At 70.3% G+C, this 15674-nt stretch carries 16 protein-coding genes; 10 read left to right on the top strand and 6 right to left on the bottom strand.

Annotation, left to right across the window (positions count from 1 at the left end; genetic code table 11):
* Positions 1 to 154 precede the first annotated feature (154 nt).
* Positions 155 to 1138: an LLM class flavin-dependent oxidoreductase gene (locus tag WG922_RS17380; protein ID WP_340284052.1), complete on the bottom strand. Its 984-nt coding sequence runs from the start codon at positions 1136 to 1138 to the stop codon at positions 155 to 157.
* Positions 1139 to 1336: 198 nt separating this feature from the next.
* On the opposite strand from WG922_RS17380, the gene WG922_RS17375 reads away from it, so the two are divergent.
* From WG922_RS17375 to WG922_RS17360, 4 genes are all read left to right on the top strand, one after another.
* Complete coding sequence (locus tag WG922_RS17375; RefSeq protein WP_340284050.1) at positions 1337 to 2659, top strand: D-amino acid dehydrogenase; 1323 nt, start codon at positions 1337 to 1339, stop codon at positions 2657 to 2659.
* 88 nt (positions 2660 to 2747) lie between these two features.
* The gene (locus tag WG922_RS17370) at positions 2748 to 3425 is read left to right on the top strand and encodes a DUF2239 family protein (RefSeq protein ID WP_340284049.1); all 678 of its coding nucleotides are present in this window, start codon (positions 2748 to 2750) and stop codon (positions 3423 to 3425) included.
* A 99-nt stretch (positions 3426 to 3524) separates the two neighbouring features.
* A complete protein-coding gene (locus WG922_RS17365) occupies positions 3525 to 3911 on the top strand; it encodes a GIY-YIG nuclease family protein (protein WP_340284047.1) in 387 nt (128 codons plus the stop codon).
* Complete coding sequence (locus WG922_RS17360) at positions 3908 to 4264, top strand: AsnC family transcriptional regulator (RefSeq protein ID WP_340284045.1); 357 nt, start codon at positions 3908 to 3910, stop codon at positions 4262 to 4264. The genes WG922_RS17365 and WG922_RS17360 overlap by 4 nt, the downstream gene beginning before the upstream one ends.
* 92 nt (positions 4265 to 4356) lie before the next feature.
* On the opposite strand, the gene WG922_RS17355 is transcribed toward WG922_RS17360, so the two are convergent.
* The 5 genes from WG922_RS17355 to WG922_RS17335 all read right to left on the bottom strand — a co-directional run bounded on the left by WG922_RS17355 (position 4357) and on the right by WG922_RS17335 (position 8025).
* The gene (locus WG922_RS17355; RefSeq protein WP_340284044.1) at positions 4357 to 4800 is read right to left on the bottom strand and encodes a YciI family protein; all 444 of its coding nucleotides are present in this window, start codon (positions 4798 to 4800) and stop codon (positions 4357 to 4359) included.
* Between the two features lie 343 nt (positions 4801 to 5143).
* On the bottom strand, positions 5144 to 5350 hold the full coding sequence (locus tag WG922_RS17350) for a hypothetical protein (RefSeq protein ID WP_340284043.1): 207 nt from the start codon (positions 5348 to 5350) through the stop codon (positions 5144 to 5146).
* 160 nt (positions 5351 to 5510) lie between these two features.
* The gene (locus tag WG922_RS17345) at positions 5511 to 5924 is read right to left on the bottom strand and encodes an RNA-binding S4 domain-containing protein (protein ID WP_340284042.1); all 414 of its coding nucleotides are present in this window, start codon (positions 5922 to 5924) and stop codon (positions 5511 to 5513) included.
* Positions 5924 to 7339, bottom strand: a complete 1416-nt coding sequence (locus tag WG922_RS17340) for a sensor histidine kinase (RefSeq protein ID WP_340284041.1) — start codon at positions 7337 to 7339, stop codon at positions 5924 to 5926. The genes WG922_RS17345 and WG922_RS17340 overlap by 1 nt, the downstream gene beginning before the upstream one ends.
* 8 nt (positions 7340 to 7347) lie before the next feature.
* Complete coding sequence (locus WG922_RS17335) at positions 7348 to 8025, bottom strand: response regulator transcription factor (protein ID WP_340284039.1); 678 nt, start codon at positions 8023 to 8025, stop codon at positions 7348 to 7350.
* Positions 8026 to 8147: 122 nt separating this feature from the next.
* Here WG922_RS17335 and WG922_RS17330 point away from each other — a divergent pair, with 122 nt between their 5' ends.
* The 6 genes from WG922_RS17330 (at position 8148) to WG922_RS17305 (ending at position 15557) form a co-directional block, all read left to right on the top strand.
* Positions 8148 to 9107, top strand: a complete 960-nt coding sequence (locus WG922_RS17330; protein WP_340284037.1) for a Bug family tripartite tricarboxylate transporter substrate binding protein — start codon at positions 8148 to 8150, stop codon at positions 9105 to 9107.
* Between the two features lie 4 nt (positions 9108 to 9111).
* Positions 9112 to 9636: a tripartite tricarboxylate transporter TctB family protein gene (locus tag WG922_RS17325; protein ID WP_340284036.1), complete on the top strand. Its 525-nt coding sequence runs from the start codon at positions 9112 to 9114 to the stop codon at positions 9634 to 9636.
* Complete coding sequence (locus WG922_RS17320; RefSeq protein WP_340284035.1) at positions 9636 to 11132, top strand: tripartite tricarboxylate transporter permease; 1497 nt, start codon at positions 9636 to 9638, stop codon at positions 11130 to 11132. The genes WG922_RS17325 and WG922_RS17320 overlap by 1 nt, the downstream gene beginning before the upstream one ends.
* Before the next feature lie 768 nt (positions 11133 to 11900).
* A complete protein-coding gene (locus WG922_RS17315) occupies positions 11901 to 12554 on the top strand; it encodes a hypothetical protein (RefSeq protein ID WP_340284033.1) in 654 nt (217 codons plus the stop codon).
* Positions 12555 to 12736: 182 nt separating this feature from the next.
* Entirely contained in the window at positions 12737 to 14227 is a 1491-nt protein-coding gene (locus WG922_RS17310) for a sigma-54 interaction domain-containing protein (protein WP_340284031.1), read from the top strand.
* Between the two features lie 133 nt (positions 14228 to 14360).
* A complete protein-coding gene (locus WG922_RS17305; protein WP_340284029.1) occupies positions 14361 to 15557 on the top strand; it encodes a substrate-binding domain-containing protein in 1197 nt (398 codons plus the stop codon).
* The last annotated feature ends 117 nt before the right edge of the window (positions 15558 to 15674 follow it).

The raw sequence follows: 15674 nt of genomic DNA, 5'->3' as shown, positions 1-15674 counted from the left end.
AATCCCGGCACGCCGCGACAGCAAAAGAGTCGCAACGCAGAAGCAGTCCCTGCACCAGCACTTCACGCCACCGCCACCCAGCGACGCACACCGAACGCAAACACGCAGCACAAGTCCCCGGCCACGCGGCTGCGCTGCCCGCGGCAGCCGAGCCTCACACGCCGAGCCCGGCCGTGATCTCGTACGAGCGCATCCGCGCCTGGTGGTCGAAGATCTGAGAGGTGATCATCAACTCGTCAGCCTGGGTACGTGCGATGAAGTCCTGCAACCCGTTGCGCACGGTTTCCGGTGAGCCGATCGCGGCGCAGGACAAGACGCCCTCCAGCAGCGCGCGCTCTCCAGGGCCGAGGGTCTGCACATAGCCCGGACGCGGCGGCGGCAGCTTGCCCGGGCGCCCGCTGCGCAGGTTGACGAAGGCCTGCTGCAGGGAGGTGGCGAGCTCGGCGGCCTCGTCGTCGCTCGGTGCGGCGACGACGTTGAAGCCCAGCATGACGTGGGGGCGCTGCAGTTGGATCGACGGCCGGAAGGTGGCGCGGTAGAGGGCAATGGCGTCCATCAACTGGGCCGGCGCGAAGTGCGATGCGAACGCATAGGGCAGGCCCAGCATCGCCGCGAGCTGGGCTCCGAAGAGGCTGGAGCCGAGGATCCAGACCGGCACGTCCGCGCCGGTGCCGGGCACCGCGCGCACCGCGGACCGCGGGGCGTCGGAGAGCAGGTCCATGAGTTCGATCACGTCCTGTGGGAACTGGTCGGGGTCGGTCTGCAGGTCACGCCGCAGCGCGCGGGCGGTACGCGCGTCAGAGCCCGGGGCACGGCCGAGGCCCAGGTCGATGCGCCCCGGGTACAGCGCGGCGAGGGTGCCGAACTGCTCGGCGATGACGAGCGGAGCGTGGTTGGGCAGCATGATGCCGCCCGCACCGACGCGGATGCGCTGCGTGCCGCCCGCGATATGGCCGATCAGGATGGAGGTGGCTGCGCTCGCAATGCCCGGCATGCCGTGGTGTTCGGCGAGCCAGTAGCGGCGATAGCCCAGGCGTTCGGCTTGCTGGGCCAGCTCCAGGCTGTGGCGAAAGGACTGGGCGGCATCGCCACCTTCGGTGATGGGAGCAAGGTCGAGGACGGAAAGCGGGGTGGGCATGCGGCGATGCTAGGGGAGGGCGGTCGCCATGGGGGCGCCGAGCTGGCATTCGCCCGCTGGTTTCAGGGGGCAAGTTCGGTGAGATTTGCCTGTGCCTGCCCCAGCCGACGGTCCGCTTGGGCCATAAGGGAGCAACAGGCGCGTGCGAGGTGCGAGAGGTCCGTGGGGACCTGGCGCCCCCCACGCACTTGCACCCTCATGCACGTCCTCGTTCTCGGAAGTGGGGTCATCGGGACCTCCGTCGCCTACTACGCGGCCCGGCAGGGCCACGCGGTTACCGTGATCGACCGGCAGCCGGGAGCAGGTCTGGAAACGAGCTTCGCCAATGCCGGCGAGGTCTCGCCCGGATACGCCGCGCCGTGGGCCGGCCCCGGGGTGCCGCTGAAGGCGATCAAGTGGCTGCTGATGCCGCACGGTCCGCTCGCGGTCCGTCCGAGCCTGGACCCACTGATGTGGCGCTGGATTTTCCTGATGCTGGCCAACTGCACGCGGCACCGCTATGCGGTCAACAAGTCGCGCATGGTGCGGCTCGCGCAGTACAGCCGCGACTGCCTGCAGGCCCTGCGGACGGAGACCGGCATCGGCTATGACGAGCGCATGCTCGGTACCGTGCAGCTCTTTCGCACGCAGCGGCAGCTCGATCGCGCGGCGCTCGACCTCGCGGTGCTGCAGGAGCAGGGCGTGCCGCACGAACTGCTCGACCGCGATGGGGTGATCGGCCACGAACCGGCGCTCGCAGCCACCCGCGACAAGTTCGTCGGGGCACTGCGCCTGCCGGGGGACGAGACCGGCGACTGCTTCACCTTCACGCGCGCCCTGGCCAACATGGCCGCTGCGCTGGGGGTGCAGTTCCGCTTCGGCGTGGCGGCACGCGCACTTGCGTGGGACGGGCAGCGCGTGCAGGGAATCCACACCGACGAGGGCGTCCTGCGTGCAGACGCCACCGTGGTTGCGGCGGGCAGCTACGCGGGCGCGCTGTTGCGGCCGCTCGGACTGCGGCTCCCCGTGTATCCGGTCAAGGGCTATTCGCTCACGCTGCCGATCGTCGATCCGGCCGGGGCGCCCGAGTCCACCGTGATGGATGAGACTTACAAAGTCGCGATCACCCGCCTGGGTGGACGCATCCGCGTGGGTGGCATGGCCGAGCTCGCCGGCTTCGACCTGTCGCTGCCGCCAGGTCGTCGTGCCACGCTGGAGCACGTCGTGGGCGACCTGTTTCCGGGTGGTGGCGACCTGCGCCACGCCGGCTTCTGGTGCGGACTGCGCCCCATGACCCCGGACGGTACGCCGGTGGTCGGCCCCACGCCAGTGGCGGGCCTGCACCTGGCCATCGGCCATGGAACGCTGGGCTGGACCATGGCAGCCGGCACAGGGCGGTTGGTGGCGGACCTGCTGTCCTTGCGCGTGGCCGAGATCGATACCGAGGGGCTCGGGGTGGAGCGCTTCCTGCGCCGGGGACCGGGTCGGGCGACGCGGGTGCCGGCAGCGGCGCGTACGCCGCCCACACGCCTGGACGCATAGCCCGCCGCGCTGGGCGCTCTCAGGCTCGGCACCTATTTTGTTCCGGATAAATATCGATGCGTGGGTTTTAACCCGGATAGAATTCGGCATGACCGACGAATTGCACTCCAGCTACTCCGCTTTCCTCGGTGGCCGCCGCATCGCCGCGGGTGCGCTGCACGAGGTCGCGCTTGCGCTGCTGCGCCTGTCCGAAGCCGGTGACGCCGACCCCGCACCCCTGGTGTTCAGCGATGAGAACGGCACGCAGATCGACCTGGACCTGCGCGGCGGCGAAACGGCCGTGCTGGCCCGCTATCGGCCCGCGTTCGACCAGCAGGAGGGTCCTCCGGCGGCGGCGCAGGCGCAGGCGCCCAGGGCGCGTGGGCGCCCGCGCATGGGGGTGGTCGCGCGCGAGGTGACCCTGCTGCCCGAGCACTGGGAGTGGCTGGCGGCGCAACCCGGAGGCGCCTCGGTCGCGCTGCGCAAGCTGGTGCATCAGGCGAGCCGCGCCGGCAGCGAGCGTGAGCGCCAGCGGCGTGCCCAGGAGCGCAGCTACCGCGTGATGGTCGCTCTGGCCGGCGATCGCCCCGGCTTCGAGGACGCCGCGCGGGCACTGTTCGCCGGAGACCTCGCGCGTACCGCCGCGCTCGCGTCGCAGTGGCCGCGGGACGTGTGCGAGCAGGTGCTGCGCCTGGCCGATCCCCGTTTTCAGCCGAGCCTGCGTGTCGCCGGCGCCGGCGCCGGCGGTCAGCAGACACTCCGCGTCGAGCCCGGCGCCGAGACCTGAGCTGGCCTGGCGCACGCTGCCGAAGCACGCGCTGGCGAGCCATTCGGCGCCGCCCGAACCTCCCCCGCCAACCTCCCACCATCCTGAGAAAGGAGCACCATGTCTCTCGCCCCCGCCCCCGCCCCCGCCCCCGCCACGGTCCCCGACAGCACCTCCGCGGCTGCGCGCCGCGCCATCTCGCGCCAGGCGCGCGACGCCTTCCCGCCCATGGGCATCTGGGCGATCCGCACCGGCGAGCGCGTGCTCGTTTCCTCCAGCCGCAACGTCGTGGGTGCCATCAACCGCGCGCGCTTCGAGCTGCGCCTGGGCTCGCACACCGACCGCGCACTGCAGGCCGAGTGGAGGCGCCGTGGCGACAGCTTCGTCTTCGAGGTGCTCGCCCTGGTCAAGCAGCGCGAAGACCCGGCCTTCGACTATGCAAGCGAGCTGCGCGAACTCGAACAGCTCTATCGCGACGAGCTTGCCGCCACGGGAGCTGCGCCGTGAGCGCCGCCGCCCTGCAAGCCTTCCTCGAACGCCACCGCGCCCAGGCCGCGCTCACGCTGCAACTCGACGAGGAGCTGGGCACGCGGCACGGCATGGACTGGGCCGATTTCCTGCTGCTCGATTGCATCGACACGGCGGGCGGAACGCTGCCCATGGGGCTGCTGGCCCGCCGCTGTGGGCGCCGGCCGTCGCAGCTCCTGCGGCAGGTGCTCCCGCTGGAGAAGCTGGGATGGATCGCGCGAACGACGGGATCGGACGGTGCGCGCGCGGTGGCACTGCGCGCGAGCGCAAGGCGCCTGTTGAACGAAGCGCGCGAGACCGCTGCTGTCGTATGTGAGGGCGCCGCAAGCTGATGGCCCTGGGCCGCCGTGCTTGGCTTACCCTGTGCCTGCACTGAGCTGCAAGCGCTTCGCGGCGCGGCTACAGGGTGGGTGCCGCTGGCCGGTCAGCGCGGCGCGAGCGGCGCGGTCTGCTGGGCCACGTCGGCCCGAAGGCGGTCTTCCTGGGCACGCAGCTCGGGGGTGAGTGCTTCGCCGAAATCCTCGGCCTCGAAGATCTGCCGGATCTCGAGATCCGAGTCGCCCGGCATCGGGTTGGGGCAGCGCCGCGCCCAGTCGATCGCCTCCTGCAGCGAGGCGCACTTCCAGATCCAGAAGCCGGCCACGAGCTGCTCGACTTCGGGAAACGGACCCGGGGTGACCGTGCGCTCGGAGCCGCTGAAACGCACCCGCGCGCCTTTGGAGCTCGGATGCAGACCTTCTCCGGCCTGCATCACGCCAGCCTTCACCAACTCCTCGTTGAAGCGGCCCATCTCGGCGAGCATGCGCTCGTCGGGCATGACGCCCGCTTCGCTGTTGCGGTCGGCTTTCACCAGCACCATGAATCGCATTGCGTTCTCCTGAAGCGATGTGTCGGAAGGCGCAACCATAGCGGCAGCACGCGTGGGATGCCAAGCTGCTGCGTGTGCTTCTCAGCCGCAGTCCGCGCGCCGCGTGCCGCGTGCCGCGTGCCGCGTGCCGCGTGCCGCGTGCCGCGTGCCCCATGCGGCTGGCACATCGCAGGCCGGCGTGTGCCGCTGGTGCAGCCACGGCGGTCAGTCGCCACTCGTACGGTGTGCGTTTGGCGTGCGGCGGCTGCGGGCTGTGGCGGTGCAAGAGGGCGTCTGATCGCAGGGACCTGTTGCGCTCCGCGACCGGCGCGGGGCTGTAGGCGCCGGTTGCCCCCCGGGCGGCTCAGCGTCGGCCGGGCTGCGGCAGGGCCGTGGGAGCGCGCGTGAGGTCGGTGCGCGCCGGCTCCGTGTGCATCTGCTCCAGGCCGCTGAACTGGCCGGTGCCCCAACGCAGGGCCTGCGGCGGCACCTGCAGTCCGTACGAGGCGGCGGTGACCGCGAGGATGACGGGGATGCGCTGCAGCATCGACGAGGTTCTGGCTCCGTTCATATCTCCTCCTTGTCCGTGGAGGCAGTATCCGCGCGGAACGTGCCAGTTCGATGACAGTAGCAGTTGGTTGCCATCTGCGCGATGCCCGCGTGATGCCTACGTGATGTCCGCGTACTGCCGGCGTGGTGCGGGCGTGGTGCCGGCTACCGGCGGCTGCACCTCAATCGTCGTCGAGCGATGCGCTCCAGCGATCGCCCCAGCCGCGCGCCTGATCGAGGTCGCGGCGGCTGCGCTTGGTCGGGCGGCCCTGTTCAATGGACAGCGCAGGCTCGCGCGAAAGACGGCGCTGCTCGGCAGCCTGTTCCCGCGCGGCGAGGCTCTCGGGCGTTTCCTCATAGAGCTGCTGGGCCACTGGCGCAGGGCCGCGCATCGACGAGAGCCCGCGCACGACGACCGTGCGCAGCACCGACTCGCGCCGCATCGAGACGCTGTCGCCGACCTTCACTTCGCGGGCGGGCTTGGCGGCCTGCCCGTTGACCTCGACGCGGCCCTTGCCGATTTCTTCGCAGGCCAGGGTACGCGTCTTGTAGAAGCGCGCAGCCCACAACCACTTGTCTATGCGCTGTCTGTCCATCAGGCGGCATTTTCCGCCAAGGGCAGGCGCACGCACGCCAGCAGTCCGACGATCTGGTCGCCTTCCGTGCGGTTGTCGAGGCTGATGGTGCCGGCCAGTGCCCCGACAATTTCGTGGCAGATGGCCAGTCCGAGGCCCGAGCCCGAGCGCACATCGCCGGCCGAGAACGGCTGGAACAGGCGCGCCCGCAGCGCAGGCGCGATGCCTGGCCCCTCGTCGAGCACTTGCAGCGTCGCGCCGCCCCCGCTGCGCTCGACCTGCACCCGCAGGCGTGCCGCGCGCGGGCTGTGGCGGATGGCGTTGTGCAGCAGGTTGCGGGCGAGCTCGCGCAGCATCCATTCGTGCGCCTGCACGGGGCAGGGCTGGGTCTCGATCTCGAAGTCGAGGTCTTTCTCGGCCACCAGCGGCGACAGCTCGAGCGCCAGCGCGCGCACCAGTTCGGCGAAGTCGTTCACCGCGCGCTGCGGCCGCTGGCGCAGCTGTTCGACCTTGGCCAGCGCCAGCATCTGGTTGGCCAGCAGGGTGGCGCGATCGACGGTCGTGCTGATCTCGGCCAGCGCCCGCAGCGGCTCGACATCGCCGCGCAGGGCCGACTGCACCTGCGCGCGCAGCACAGCCAGCGGCGTGCGCAGCTGGTGCGCGGTGTCGCGCACGAAACGCTTCTGGTTGCCAAGCAGGTGGTCGAGGCGGGCCATCACGGCGTTGGTCGCGTCCAGCAGCGGATGCAGCTCGCGCGGCGCGTCGCCCGCCACAATCGGGCTCAGGTCGCCTTCGCGGCGCCGCGAAAGCTGCGAGGACAGCCGCCGCACGGGACGCGTGGCGTGCTGCACCACCACCACGACCACGCCTGCGATCACCGCAAGCAGCAGGATCTGGCGCCAGAGGGTGTCGATCAGCACCTGACGCGCGAGGCTCTCGCGCAGCTCGAGCGTTTCGGCCACCTGCACCACGGCCATGCCGCGGCCCTGCGCGCTGGAGACGGGTTGCAGCAGCACCGCCACGCGCACCGCCGCGCCCTGCACCTGGTCGTCGTAGAAGTCCACCAGCGCGGCATAGGGCGCGCGCTGCGGCAGGTGGCCGCGCCAGAACGGCAGCTCGGCATAGCCCGAGACGCGCACGCCCTGCAGGTCGGACACGCGATACAGCATGCGGCTGCGGTTGTCGGCCTCGAAGGCCTCCAGCGCGGAATAGGGCACCGTGGCGTGCAGCCGCGCGCCGTCGTCCCAGCCCTGCACCTCGAGCTGCTCGCCGATCACCTTGGCCGAGGCGAGCAGCGTGCGGTCGTAGGCGGTGTTGGCGGCGGCAAGGGCCCGGGCGTAGAGCATGGCCGCGTTGAGCACCAGCAGCAGCACCAGCGGCACCAGGATCCCAACCAGTAGGCGGCGGCGCAGCGAGAGGCTGGTGACGGTGCGCATCGGTGGGCTCAGCCGGCCTTGAGCAGATAGCCCAGGCCGCGCAGCGTCATCAGCGTGGTGCCGGTCTGCGCGAGCTTCTTGCGCAGCCGGTAGACGACCACCTCCACGGCTTCGTACTGCACCTGCGCCTCGCCCGGAAACACCAGCGCGAACAGCCGCTCCTTCGGCACCGCGTAGCCCGGACGCACGATCAGCGCCTGCAGCAGCGCCGCCTCGCGCGGGGTGAGCTCGAGCACCTGTCCGGCGTGGTGGAAGGCGCCGCTCGCCTTGTCGTACGCAAGCCCGCCGAGTTCGATGCGACCTTCCTCGCGCGGCGCCTGCGGCCCCGCGCCGCGCCGTGCGAGCGCACGCAGCCGGGCCTCGAGTTCGTCGAGGTCGAAGGGCTTGGCCAGGTAGTCGTCCGCGCCGGCGTTGAGGCCGAGCACGCGGTCTCCCACGGTGCCGCGGGCGGTAAGGATCAGCACAGGGGTGGACAGCTGCGCGGCTCGCGCGCTTTCGAGTACGAGCAGCCCGTCCATGCCCGGCAGGCTGAGGTCGAGCACCACCACGTCCGGTGCACTGGTGCGCCACTGCGCCAGGGCACGGGCGCCGTCGTCGCAACTGCTGACCCGCACGCCACGACGGCTCAGCGCACGCTCGAGCGTGCTGCGCATGGAAGGATCGTCTTCGACGAGGAGAAGGTGCATGGCGTTCGCCGTCGGGAGATTGTCGCCAGCAGCCGGCTCGGTACTTTCCCTAGGCGGCGCGACAGCGGAATGACAGCGCAGCGCCAGATCATCCCGACGCACAACCACCATCGGAGGCATCCATGCGTCGCGACACCTTCCTCAAGTCCCTGGCCGCGCTGGCCGCCGCGGGCAGCCTGCCGCTCACGGCATCCGCCGCGGCCACCCTGAAGATGATGATTCCGGCCAACCCGGGCGGCGGCTGGGACACCACCGGCCGCGCACTTGGCAAGGCACTGCAGGAGGCGAAGGTCGCCGACAGCGTGACCTACGAGAACAAGGGCGGTGCCGCGGGTGCCCTGGGGCTCGCGCAGTTCATCAACGCGAGCAAGGGCGATCCCAACGCGCTGATGGTCATGGGGGCCGTGATGCTCGGCGGCATCATCACCGGCAAGCCGCCCGTGAATCTGTCGCAAGCCACGCCCATCGCCCGCATCACCAGCGAATACAACGTCTTCGTGCTGCCGTCGAATTCGCCGTTCAAGACCATGGCCGATGTCGTGACGCAGCTGAAGAAGGACCCGGGCAGCGTCAAGTGGGGCGGCGGCTCGCGCGGCTCGACCGAGCACATCGCGGCAGCGATGATTGCCCGCGACGTCGGGGTCGATCCGTCGAAGATCAACTACGTCGCGTTCCGCGGCGGCGGCGAGGCGATCGCCGCCATCCTGGGCGGCAACGTCACCATCGGCGGCAGCGGCTACAGTGAGTTTGCCGAGCACATCGCATCGGGCAAGATGAAGCCGATCGCCGTCACTTCGGGCGCGCGCCTCAAAGGCATTCCGGTACCCACGCTCAAGGAGCAGGGCATCAACGTCGAGATCGGCAACTGGCGCGGCGTGTACGGCGCACCGGGCCTGAGCCCCGCGCAACGCCAGCAGCTCACCAACATGGTTCTGGCGGCGCTCAAGACCCCGGCATGGCAGGAGTCGCTGGAGAAGAACAACTGGACGCCCGCGGTGCTTTCGGGACCGGCGTTCGAGCAGTTCGTCGACAGCGAGTTCGCCAGCCTGCGCGCGACCATGGTCAAGTCCGGCATGGTCTGACGTGGTGGCCCACCCACCCGCCGCACCGCGGGCCGACACCTGGTCGCAGGCAGCCGTCGGTGCCGGCGTCATCCTGCTCGCGCTGGCCCTCGGTGCCGGCGCGCTGACGATCCCCTCGGCGGCCGGCTACGGCGGTGTCGGGCCCAACTTCCTGCCGTGGCTGGTATCGGTGGCCCTGGCCGTGTGCGGCGCGCTCATGCTGCGCGAAGCGCTCACCGGCGGCTTTCGGCAGATGCCCGGATTGGAGGAGGGCGCTGGACAGGCGTGGTGGCCGGGCCTGGTGTGGGTGTCGGCGGGGCTGCTGGTCAACGCCGCGCTGATCACCACCGTAGGTTTCGTGGTCGGCTGCACCTTGTGCTACCTGCTGGCCGTGCAGGGCCTGCGACGCGCCGCCGGGCAGTCGGCGGGCATGCGCAGCCTGGGCGTCGATGTGGCGAGCGGCGCAGCCATTGCCGCGCCGGTGTTCTGGGTCTTCACGCAGTTCCTGGGCATCAGCCTGCCGGGCCTGACGACCACAGGCTGGATTTGATGGAACTGCTCGACGCGCTGTTCGCAGGTTTTTCCACGGCGCTGTCGCCGGCCAACCTGCTGTGGGCTTTTGTGGGCTGCGCGCTTGGCACGGCCGTCGGCGTGCTGCCCGGCATCGGGCCGGCCGTGGCCGTGGCGATGCTCCTGCCCATCACCGCCAAAGTGGAGGTCACGGCCTCGATGATCTTTTTCGCAGGGATCTACTACGGGGCGATGTACGGCGGCTCGACCACTTCCATCCTGCTCAATACGCCGGGCGAGACGGCCACCATGGTGACCGCGCTCGAAGGCAACCGCATGGCCAAGAGCGGCCGTGCGGGCGCGGCCCTCGCCACCTCGGCCATCGGCTCCTTCGTAGCCGGCACCATCGCCACCGTCATCGTCACGCTGTTCGCACCGTGGGTCGCCGACTTCGCCGTGCGACTCGGCCCGCCCGAGTACTTCATGCTGATGGTGCTGGCCTTCACCACCGTGAGCGCCGTGCTGGGCCAGAGCACGCTACGCGGCATGACTGCGCTGTTCCTCGGGCTGGCCATCGGCACCGTGGGCATGGACCAGATCTCCGGCCAGGCGCGCTACACCCTCGGCACACCCGAGCTGCTGGACGGTATCGAGATCGTGCTGGTGGCGGTGGGCCTGTTCGCCGTGGCGGAAGTGCTGCACGCCGCCATGTACGAAGGCCGCCAGGCGCCCACGCGCAACGCCATGAGCCGGGTGCACATGACCGCCCGCGACTGGCGCCGTTCGGTGCCGGCGTGGCTGCGCGGCACGGCCATCGGCGCCCCCTTCGGCTGCATTCCCGCGGGCGGCACCGAGATTCCCACCTTCCTCAGCTACGCGACCGAACGCAAGCTGGCGCGCGGCGAAGAGCGCGCCGAGTTCGGCGGGCGCGGTGCCATCGAAGGCGTCGCGGGCCCGGAGGCCGCCAACAACGCCACGGTCACCACGGCCCTCATCCCGCTGCTGACGCTCGGCATCCCGATCTCCAGCACCACGGCGGTGCTGCTCGGCGCCTTCCAGAACTACGGCATCCAGCCCGGCCCGCAGCTGTTCACCTCCTCGGCTGCCCTGGTGTGGACCCTGATCGCCTCGCTCTACATCGGCAACTTCATGCTGCTGGTGCTGAACCTGCCCATGGTCGGGCTGTGGGTCAAGCTGCTGCGCATCCCCAAGCCGCAGCTCTACGCCGGCATCCTCATCTTCGCCACGGTCGGCGCCTACGGCATGCGCCAGAGCGCGTTCGACCTCGTCCTGCTGTGGGGCATCGGCCTGCTCGGCCTGCTGATGCGCCGCTTCGACTTCCCCACCGCCCCCGTCGTCGTCGGCATGATCCTCGGCCCGCTCGCCGAAGCCCAGCTGCGCAACGCCATCTCCATCGGCGAAGGCAGCGCCCTGGTGTTCCTGCAGCGCCCGATGTCCCTCACCCTGCTGGTGGTGGTGGCCCTCGTGCTGCTGGTGCCACGGTTGCTGCGCCTGCTCCCGAAGCGAGCAGCCTGAGCCGCGCCTGCACCGGGCCGCGCGCAGGCGGCGGAGGTGCGGGCGAAGGTATGCCCGTAGCTAGACGTCTGCGCACTGGCGGCGCGTCCAACGGCACGACCCACCGCGGCACGCCACGCCACGCCACGCCAACGCCAACGCCAACGCCAACGCCAACGCCAACGCCAACGCCAACCCACGCCGCAAACCAAAAGCAAACACGAAGGACACGGCCGCAGGCCGTGTTGACCCCAAACCCCGTGTGGCTGCGCCTGCGCCGAGCGGCTTCGGCCGGAAAAAGGGCCGCGCATGTCTGAGCCCGAAGGGCGAGTTCGCGCGGACCCCGGCCGAAGCTGTTCGGCGCAGGTCGCCCCGCAGCGCAGCGAAGGGGACGCAGCCAGTCGGGTCGCCTTTTCTTGGTTACTTCTTTTGGCGAACGCAAAAGAAGTGACTCGCCCGCCGGGGCGAAATCCCGGCTTGCCACGACAGCAAAGGGCGTTGAACAAGAGAAGCAAGCTTCGCAAACCTGCCCCTTCGCGAACGCACCGCCCCAAACCCAAACCCAAACCCAAGCCCAAGCCCAAACCCAAACCCAAACCCAAACCCGTCCGCCCCGCCCACAGCTGTGTCCACATTTCCCGACAAGCCCCCCAGCATCCGCTGACCAGCGCAAGGCGCGCCCGCTCACCCCCCCAGCCTTCCTGTCGCGCCACCATGCCTGAGATCGCACTGCTGCCGTGCAGCGTGGGTCGCACGCCTGCGCGCGGCACGCGTCCTCTGGAGTTCGCCATGAAACGCCTCGCCCCCAAGATCGGTCTTTCCCTCCTCGTCGTAGCCCTGAGCGGCACGCTGGGTCTGGTGTACGCGCCTGCCGTCCACGCTGCGGGTGGAGGGGGAGGGGGTGGAGGAGGAGGCGGCGGCGGCGGGGGTGGCGGCGGCGGGGGTGGAGGCGGCGGCGGAGGAGGCGGCGGCGGCGGAGGAGGCGGTGCAGGCGGCGGCGACGGCGGCGGCGGTGGCCCGGTCGGTTTCGGCCCGTTCGGCACCTTCAGTTCGGCCCCGGCGTACCCCCGCGTTGCTCCGGCAGCGCCGGTGCCCGCCATCCCGGCGGTGGTGGCGGTCCCGGTGCAGCCCGCAGTGGTCGCACCCGGGCCTAATCCGCAAGGCGTCCTCCCCGCCATCGTGGCGGCGCCTGCGGGAGCCGGCCTGCCAGTCGCCGGTGGCGCAATGTCCGCGTCCTCCCAGGCGGCGCAGGTGGTGGGCGGGCCGGCGGCCGTTGATCCGCGCATGGCCTCGGCGTCCGGCGCAGCCGCGGTGACCGGTGCTGGCACTGCTTCCGCCGGCGCGGGGCGCGGTCCGGGCTTTCCGAGTGCGACCACCTTCCCGGTGCCCTGGCGGCTCGGCAACGTGGTGGGGGCGCCGCTGCCGCCCATCGAGGCGTACTGACGCCGAGGCGGACAGCCTGCGGCGGATCTGATCGATCCGAGGCGAATAGACCCGAGGCGGCAGACCCGAGGACGACAGACAGAGCCACAGCCGCTGCACACCCGCGCCCGCGTTTCGGCGCGATTGCACCCCATGAAGCGAGGCAGCGGAGTTGCGCGGCCGCGCGCGCGTACCATCGCCGCATGGCGCCGCACGACACCCTGCCCCGGGACGGCCAGAGCATCCTCGCCCTGGCGGCCCGGTCCATGTTCCAGCTGTTCTCCAACATCAGCCAGGGCATGTTCCTGGTCGATCGCGCCGGCACGATCGTGTGGGTCAACGAAGGCTACAAGCGCTTCCTGCCGGCGCTCGGCTACTCATCGATCGACCAGTTCGTCGGCCACAAGGTGGAGGACGTGGTTCCCAACACGCAGATGCGCCGCGTGCTCGAGACCGGTCAGCCGATCCTGATCGACCTGCTCACCAACCGCGCGGGCACCTTCGTGGTCAGTCGCCTGCCGCTGCACGACGAGGCGCGCGGCGAGGTGATCGGCGCCATCGGCATCGTGCTGTTCGACCATCCCGAGACCACGCTGCAGCCGCTGATCCACAAGTTCGCCAACCTGCAGCGCGAGCTGGACGACGCGCGGCGCGAGCTCGCGCGGCAGCGCCGCACCAAGTACACGCTCGCGAGCTTCGTCGGCACCAGCCCGGCGGCGGTGGAGGTGAAGCGGCAGGCGCGGCGCGCGGCGCAGTCGTCCAGTCCGGTGCTGCTGCTCGGGGAGACGGGCACGGGCAAGGAACTGCTGGCGCACGCGATCCACGCCGCCTCGGCCCGCGCCGCGGCGCCGCTGGTCAGCGTGAACATCGCCGCCATCCCGGAGACGCTGCTGGAGGCCGAGTTCTTCGGGGTGGCACCCGGCGCGTACACCGGTGCCGACCGCAAGGGCCGCGACGGCAAGTTCAAGCTGGCCGATGGCGGCACGCTGTTCCTCGACGAGATCGGCGACATGCCGGCCAGCCTGCAGCCGAAGCTGCTGCGCGCGCTGCAGGAAGGCGAGATCGAGCCGCTCGGCTCGAACCAGGTCGTGCCCTTCGACGTGCGTGTGATCGCAGCCACCTCGCGGGACCTCGCAACGCTGGTGCGCGAGGGGCGTTTTCGCGAAGACCTGTACTACCGGCTGAACGTGCTGCCGATCCGCGTGCCGCCCCTTCGCGAGCGCCAGGGCGACATCGCTGCGCTGGTCGAGTCAGTGGGCGAGGAGATGGCCCACCGCAACGGCACGCCGCCGCCCGAGCTCGACGAAGGGGCGCTGGCGCTCCTGTCGGCGCAGCCCTGGCGGGGCAACTTCCGGGAGCTGCGCAACGTGCTGGAGCAGGCGGCCCTGCGCACCGACGCCGAGCGGCTGACCAGCGCAGACCTGCTGGCCGTGCTGCGCGAATCGGGCGTGCAGCAGATCGCCACGCCGGCCGCCCCGCCGGAGACGCAGGCCGCCGCGCAGCGGCCAGCGCGCGATCCCCTGCGGCCACTCGCGCAGCAGGTGGCCGAGCTGGAGCGCGACGCCATCCTGGCGGCGCTTGCGCATACCGGCGGCAACAAGCTCGCCGCCGCGCGCCTTCTCGGAATCTCCCGGGCCACCCTGTACGAACGGCTCCCAAATGTGTCCGAAAATAAGGCATTGTCTGAAAAGTAGACATAAAACTGTCTGACCGTCAGACAGTTGCGTCGTCAGATGCTGCCGTGCCGCTGGAAACTCCGCCGTTTGCACCCTGGCACGCCCCATGCAAGTGCACTGCCGTTCGTCCAACACCTCCTAGGAGACATACATGCAACGACGCACCCTCGTCGCCCTGGCCGCACTCGCCGCGAGCGCGATGGCCAGCCCCTTCGCCCTGGCGCAGGCCGGCGGCGACATCAAGATCGCGCACGTCTACAGCCGCACCGGCCCCCTGGAGGCCTACGGCAAGCAGACGCAGGCCGGTCTGATGATGGGCCTGGAGTACGCCACCGGCGGCACCATGACCGTCAACGGCAAGAAGATCACCGTGATCGAGAAGGACGACCAAGGCAAGCCCGATCTGGGCAAGTCGCTGCTGGCCACCGCCTACTCCGACGACAAGGCCGACATCGCGGTCGGCCCCACCTCCTCGGGCGTGGCGCTGGCCATGCTGCCGGTGGCCGAGGAATACAAGAAGATCCTGCTGGTCGAGCCCGCCGTGGCCGACTCGATCACCGGCGACAAGTGGAACAAGTACATCTTCCGCACCGGCCGCAACAGCTCGCAGGACGCGATCTCCAACGCCGTGGCGCTGGACAAGCAGGGCACCACCATCGCCACGCTCGGCCAGGACTACGCCTTCGGCCGTGATGGCGTGAAGGCTTTCAAGGAGTCGATCAAGAACGCCAAGATCGTCCACGAGGAGTACCTGCCGGCCAACACGACCGACTTCACCGCCGGTGCGCAGCGCCTGATCGACAAGCTCAAGGACCAGCCCGGCCGCAAGGTGATCTGGATCATCTGGGCCGGCGCCGGCAACCCCTTCAAGATCGCGGACCTGGACCTCAAGCGCCACGGCATCGAGATCGCCACCGGCGGCAACATCCTGCCGGCCATGGTCGCCTACAACCAGTTCCCCGGCATGGAAGGCGCCACCTACTACTACCACCAGTTCCCCAAGAACGCGGCGAACGAGTGGCTGGTCAAGGAGCACCAGAGTCGCTTCAACGGGCCGCCCGACTTCTTCACCGCCGGCGGCTTCTCCGCCGCGATGGCGCTGGTCACCGCCCTGAAGAAGACCAACGGCGACACCGCCACGCCGAAGCTGATTTCCGCCATGGAGGGCATGAGCTTCGACACGCCCAAGGGTCCGATGACCTTCCGCAAGGAAGACCACCAGGCCATGCAGTCGATGTACCACTTCCGCGTGTCGCCGAACGCCAAGACGGGCGGCCAGCCCGACCTGCAGCTGGTCAAGGAAATCCCGCCCGGCGAGATGAACGTGCCGGTGCGCAACAAGCACTGAGCGTTGCGCCACGTCGCCTCGCGCCCTGAAGGCGTGGGGCGACTGCCGGGGCGGCGCTGCCGCCCTCCGTTTCCCACCAAGATCTCGAGCCCTCTCCTCGCGGGGGGAGGGATTCGC

It is taken from the genome of Ramlibacter sp. AN1015 (assembly GCF_037726105.1).
GTDB lineage: Bacteria > Pseudomonadota > Gammaproteobacteria > Burkholderiales > Burkholderiaceae_C > Ramlibacter.
Note: the sequence above shows the minus strand (reverse complement) of the source record. Positions and strands in the feature narration are given on the sequence as shown.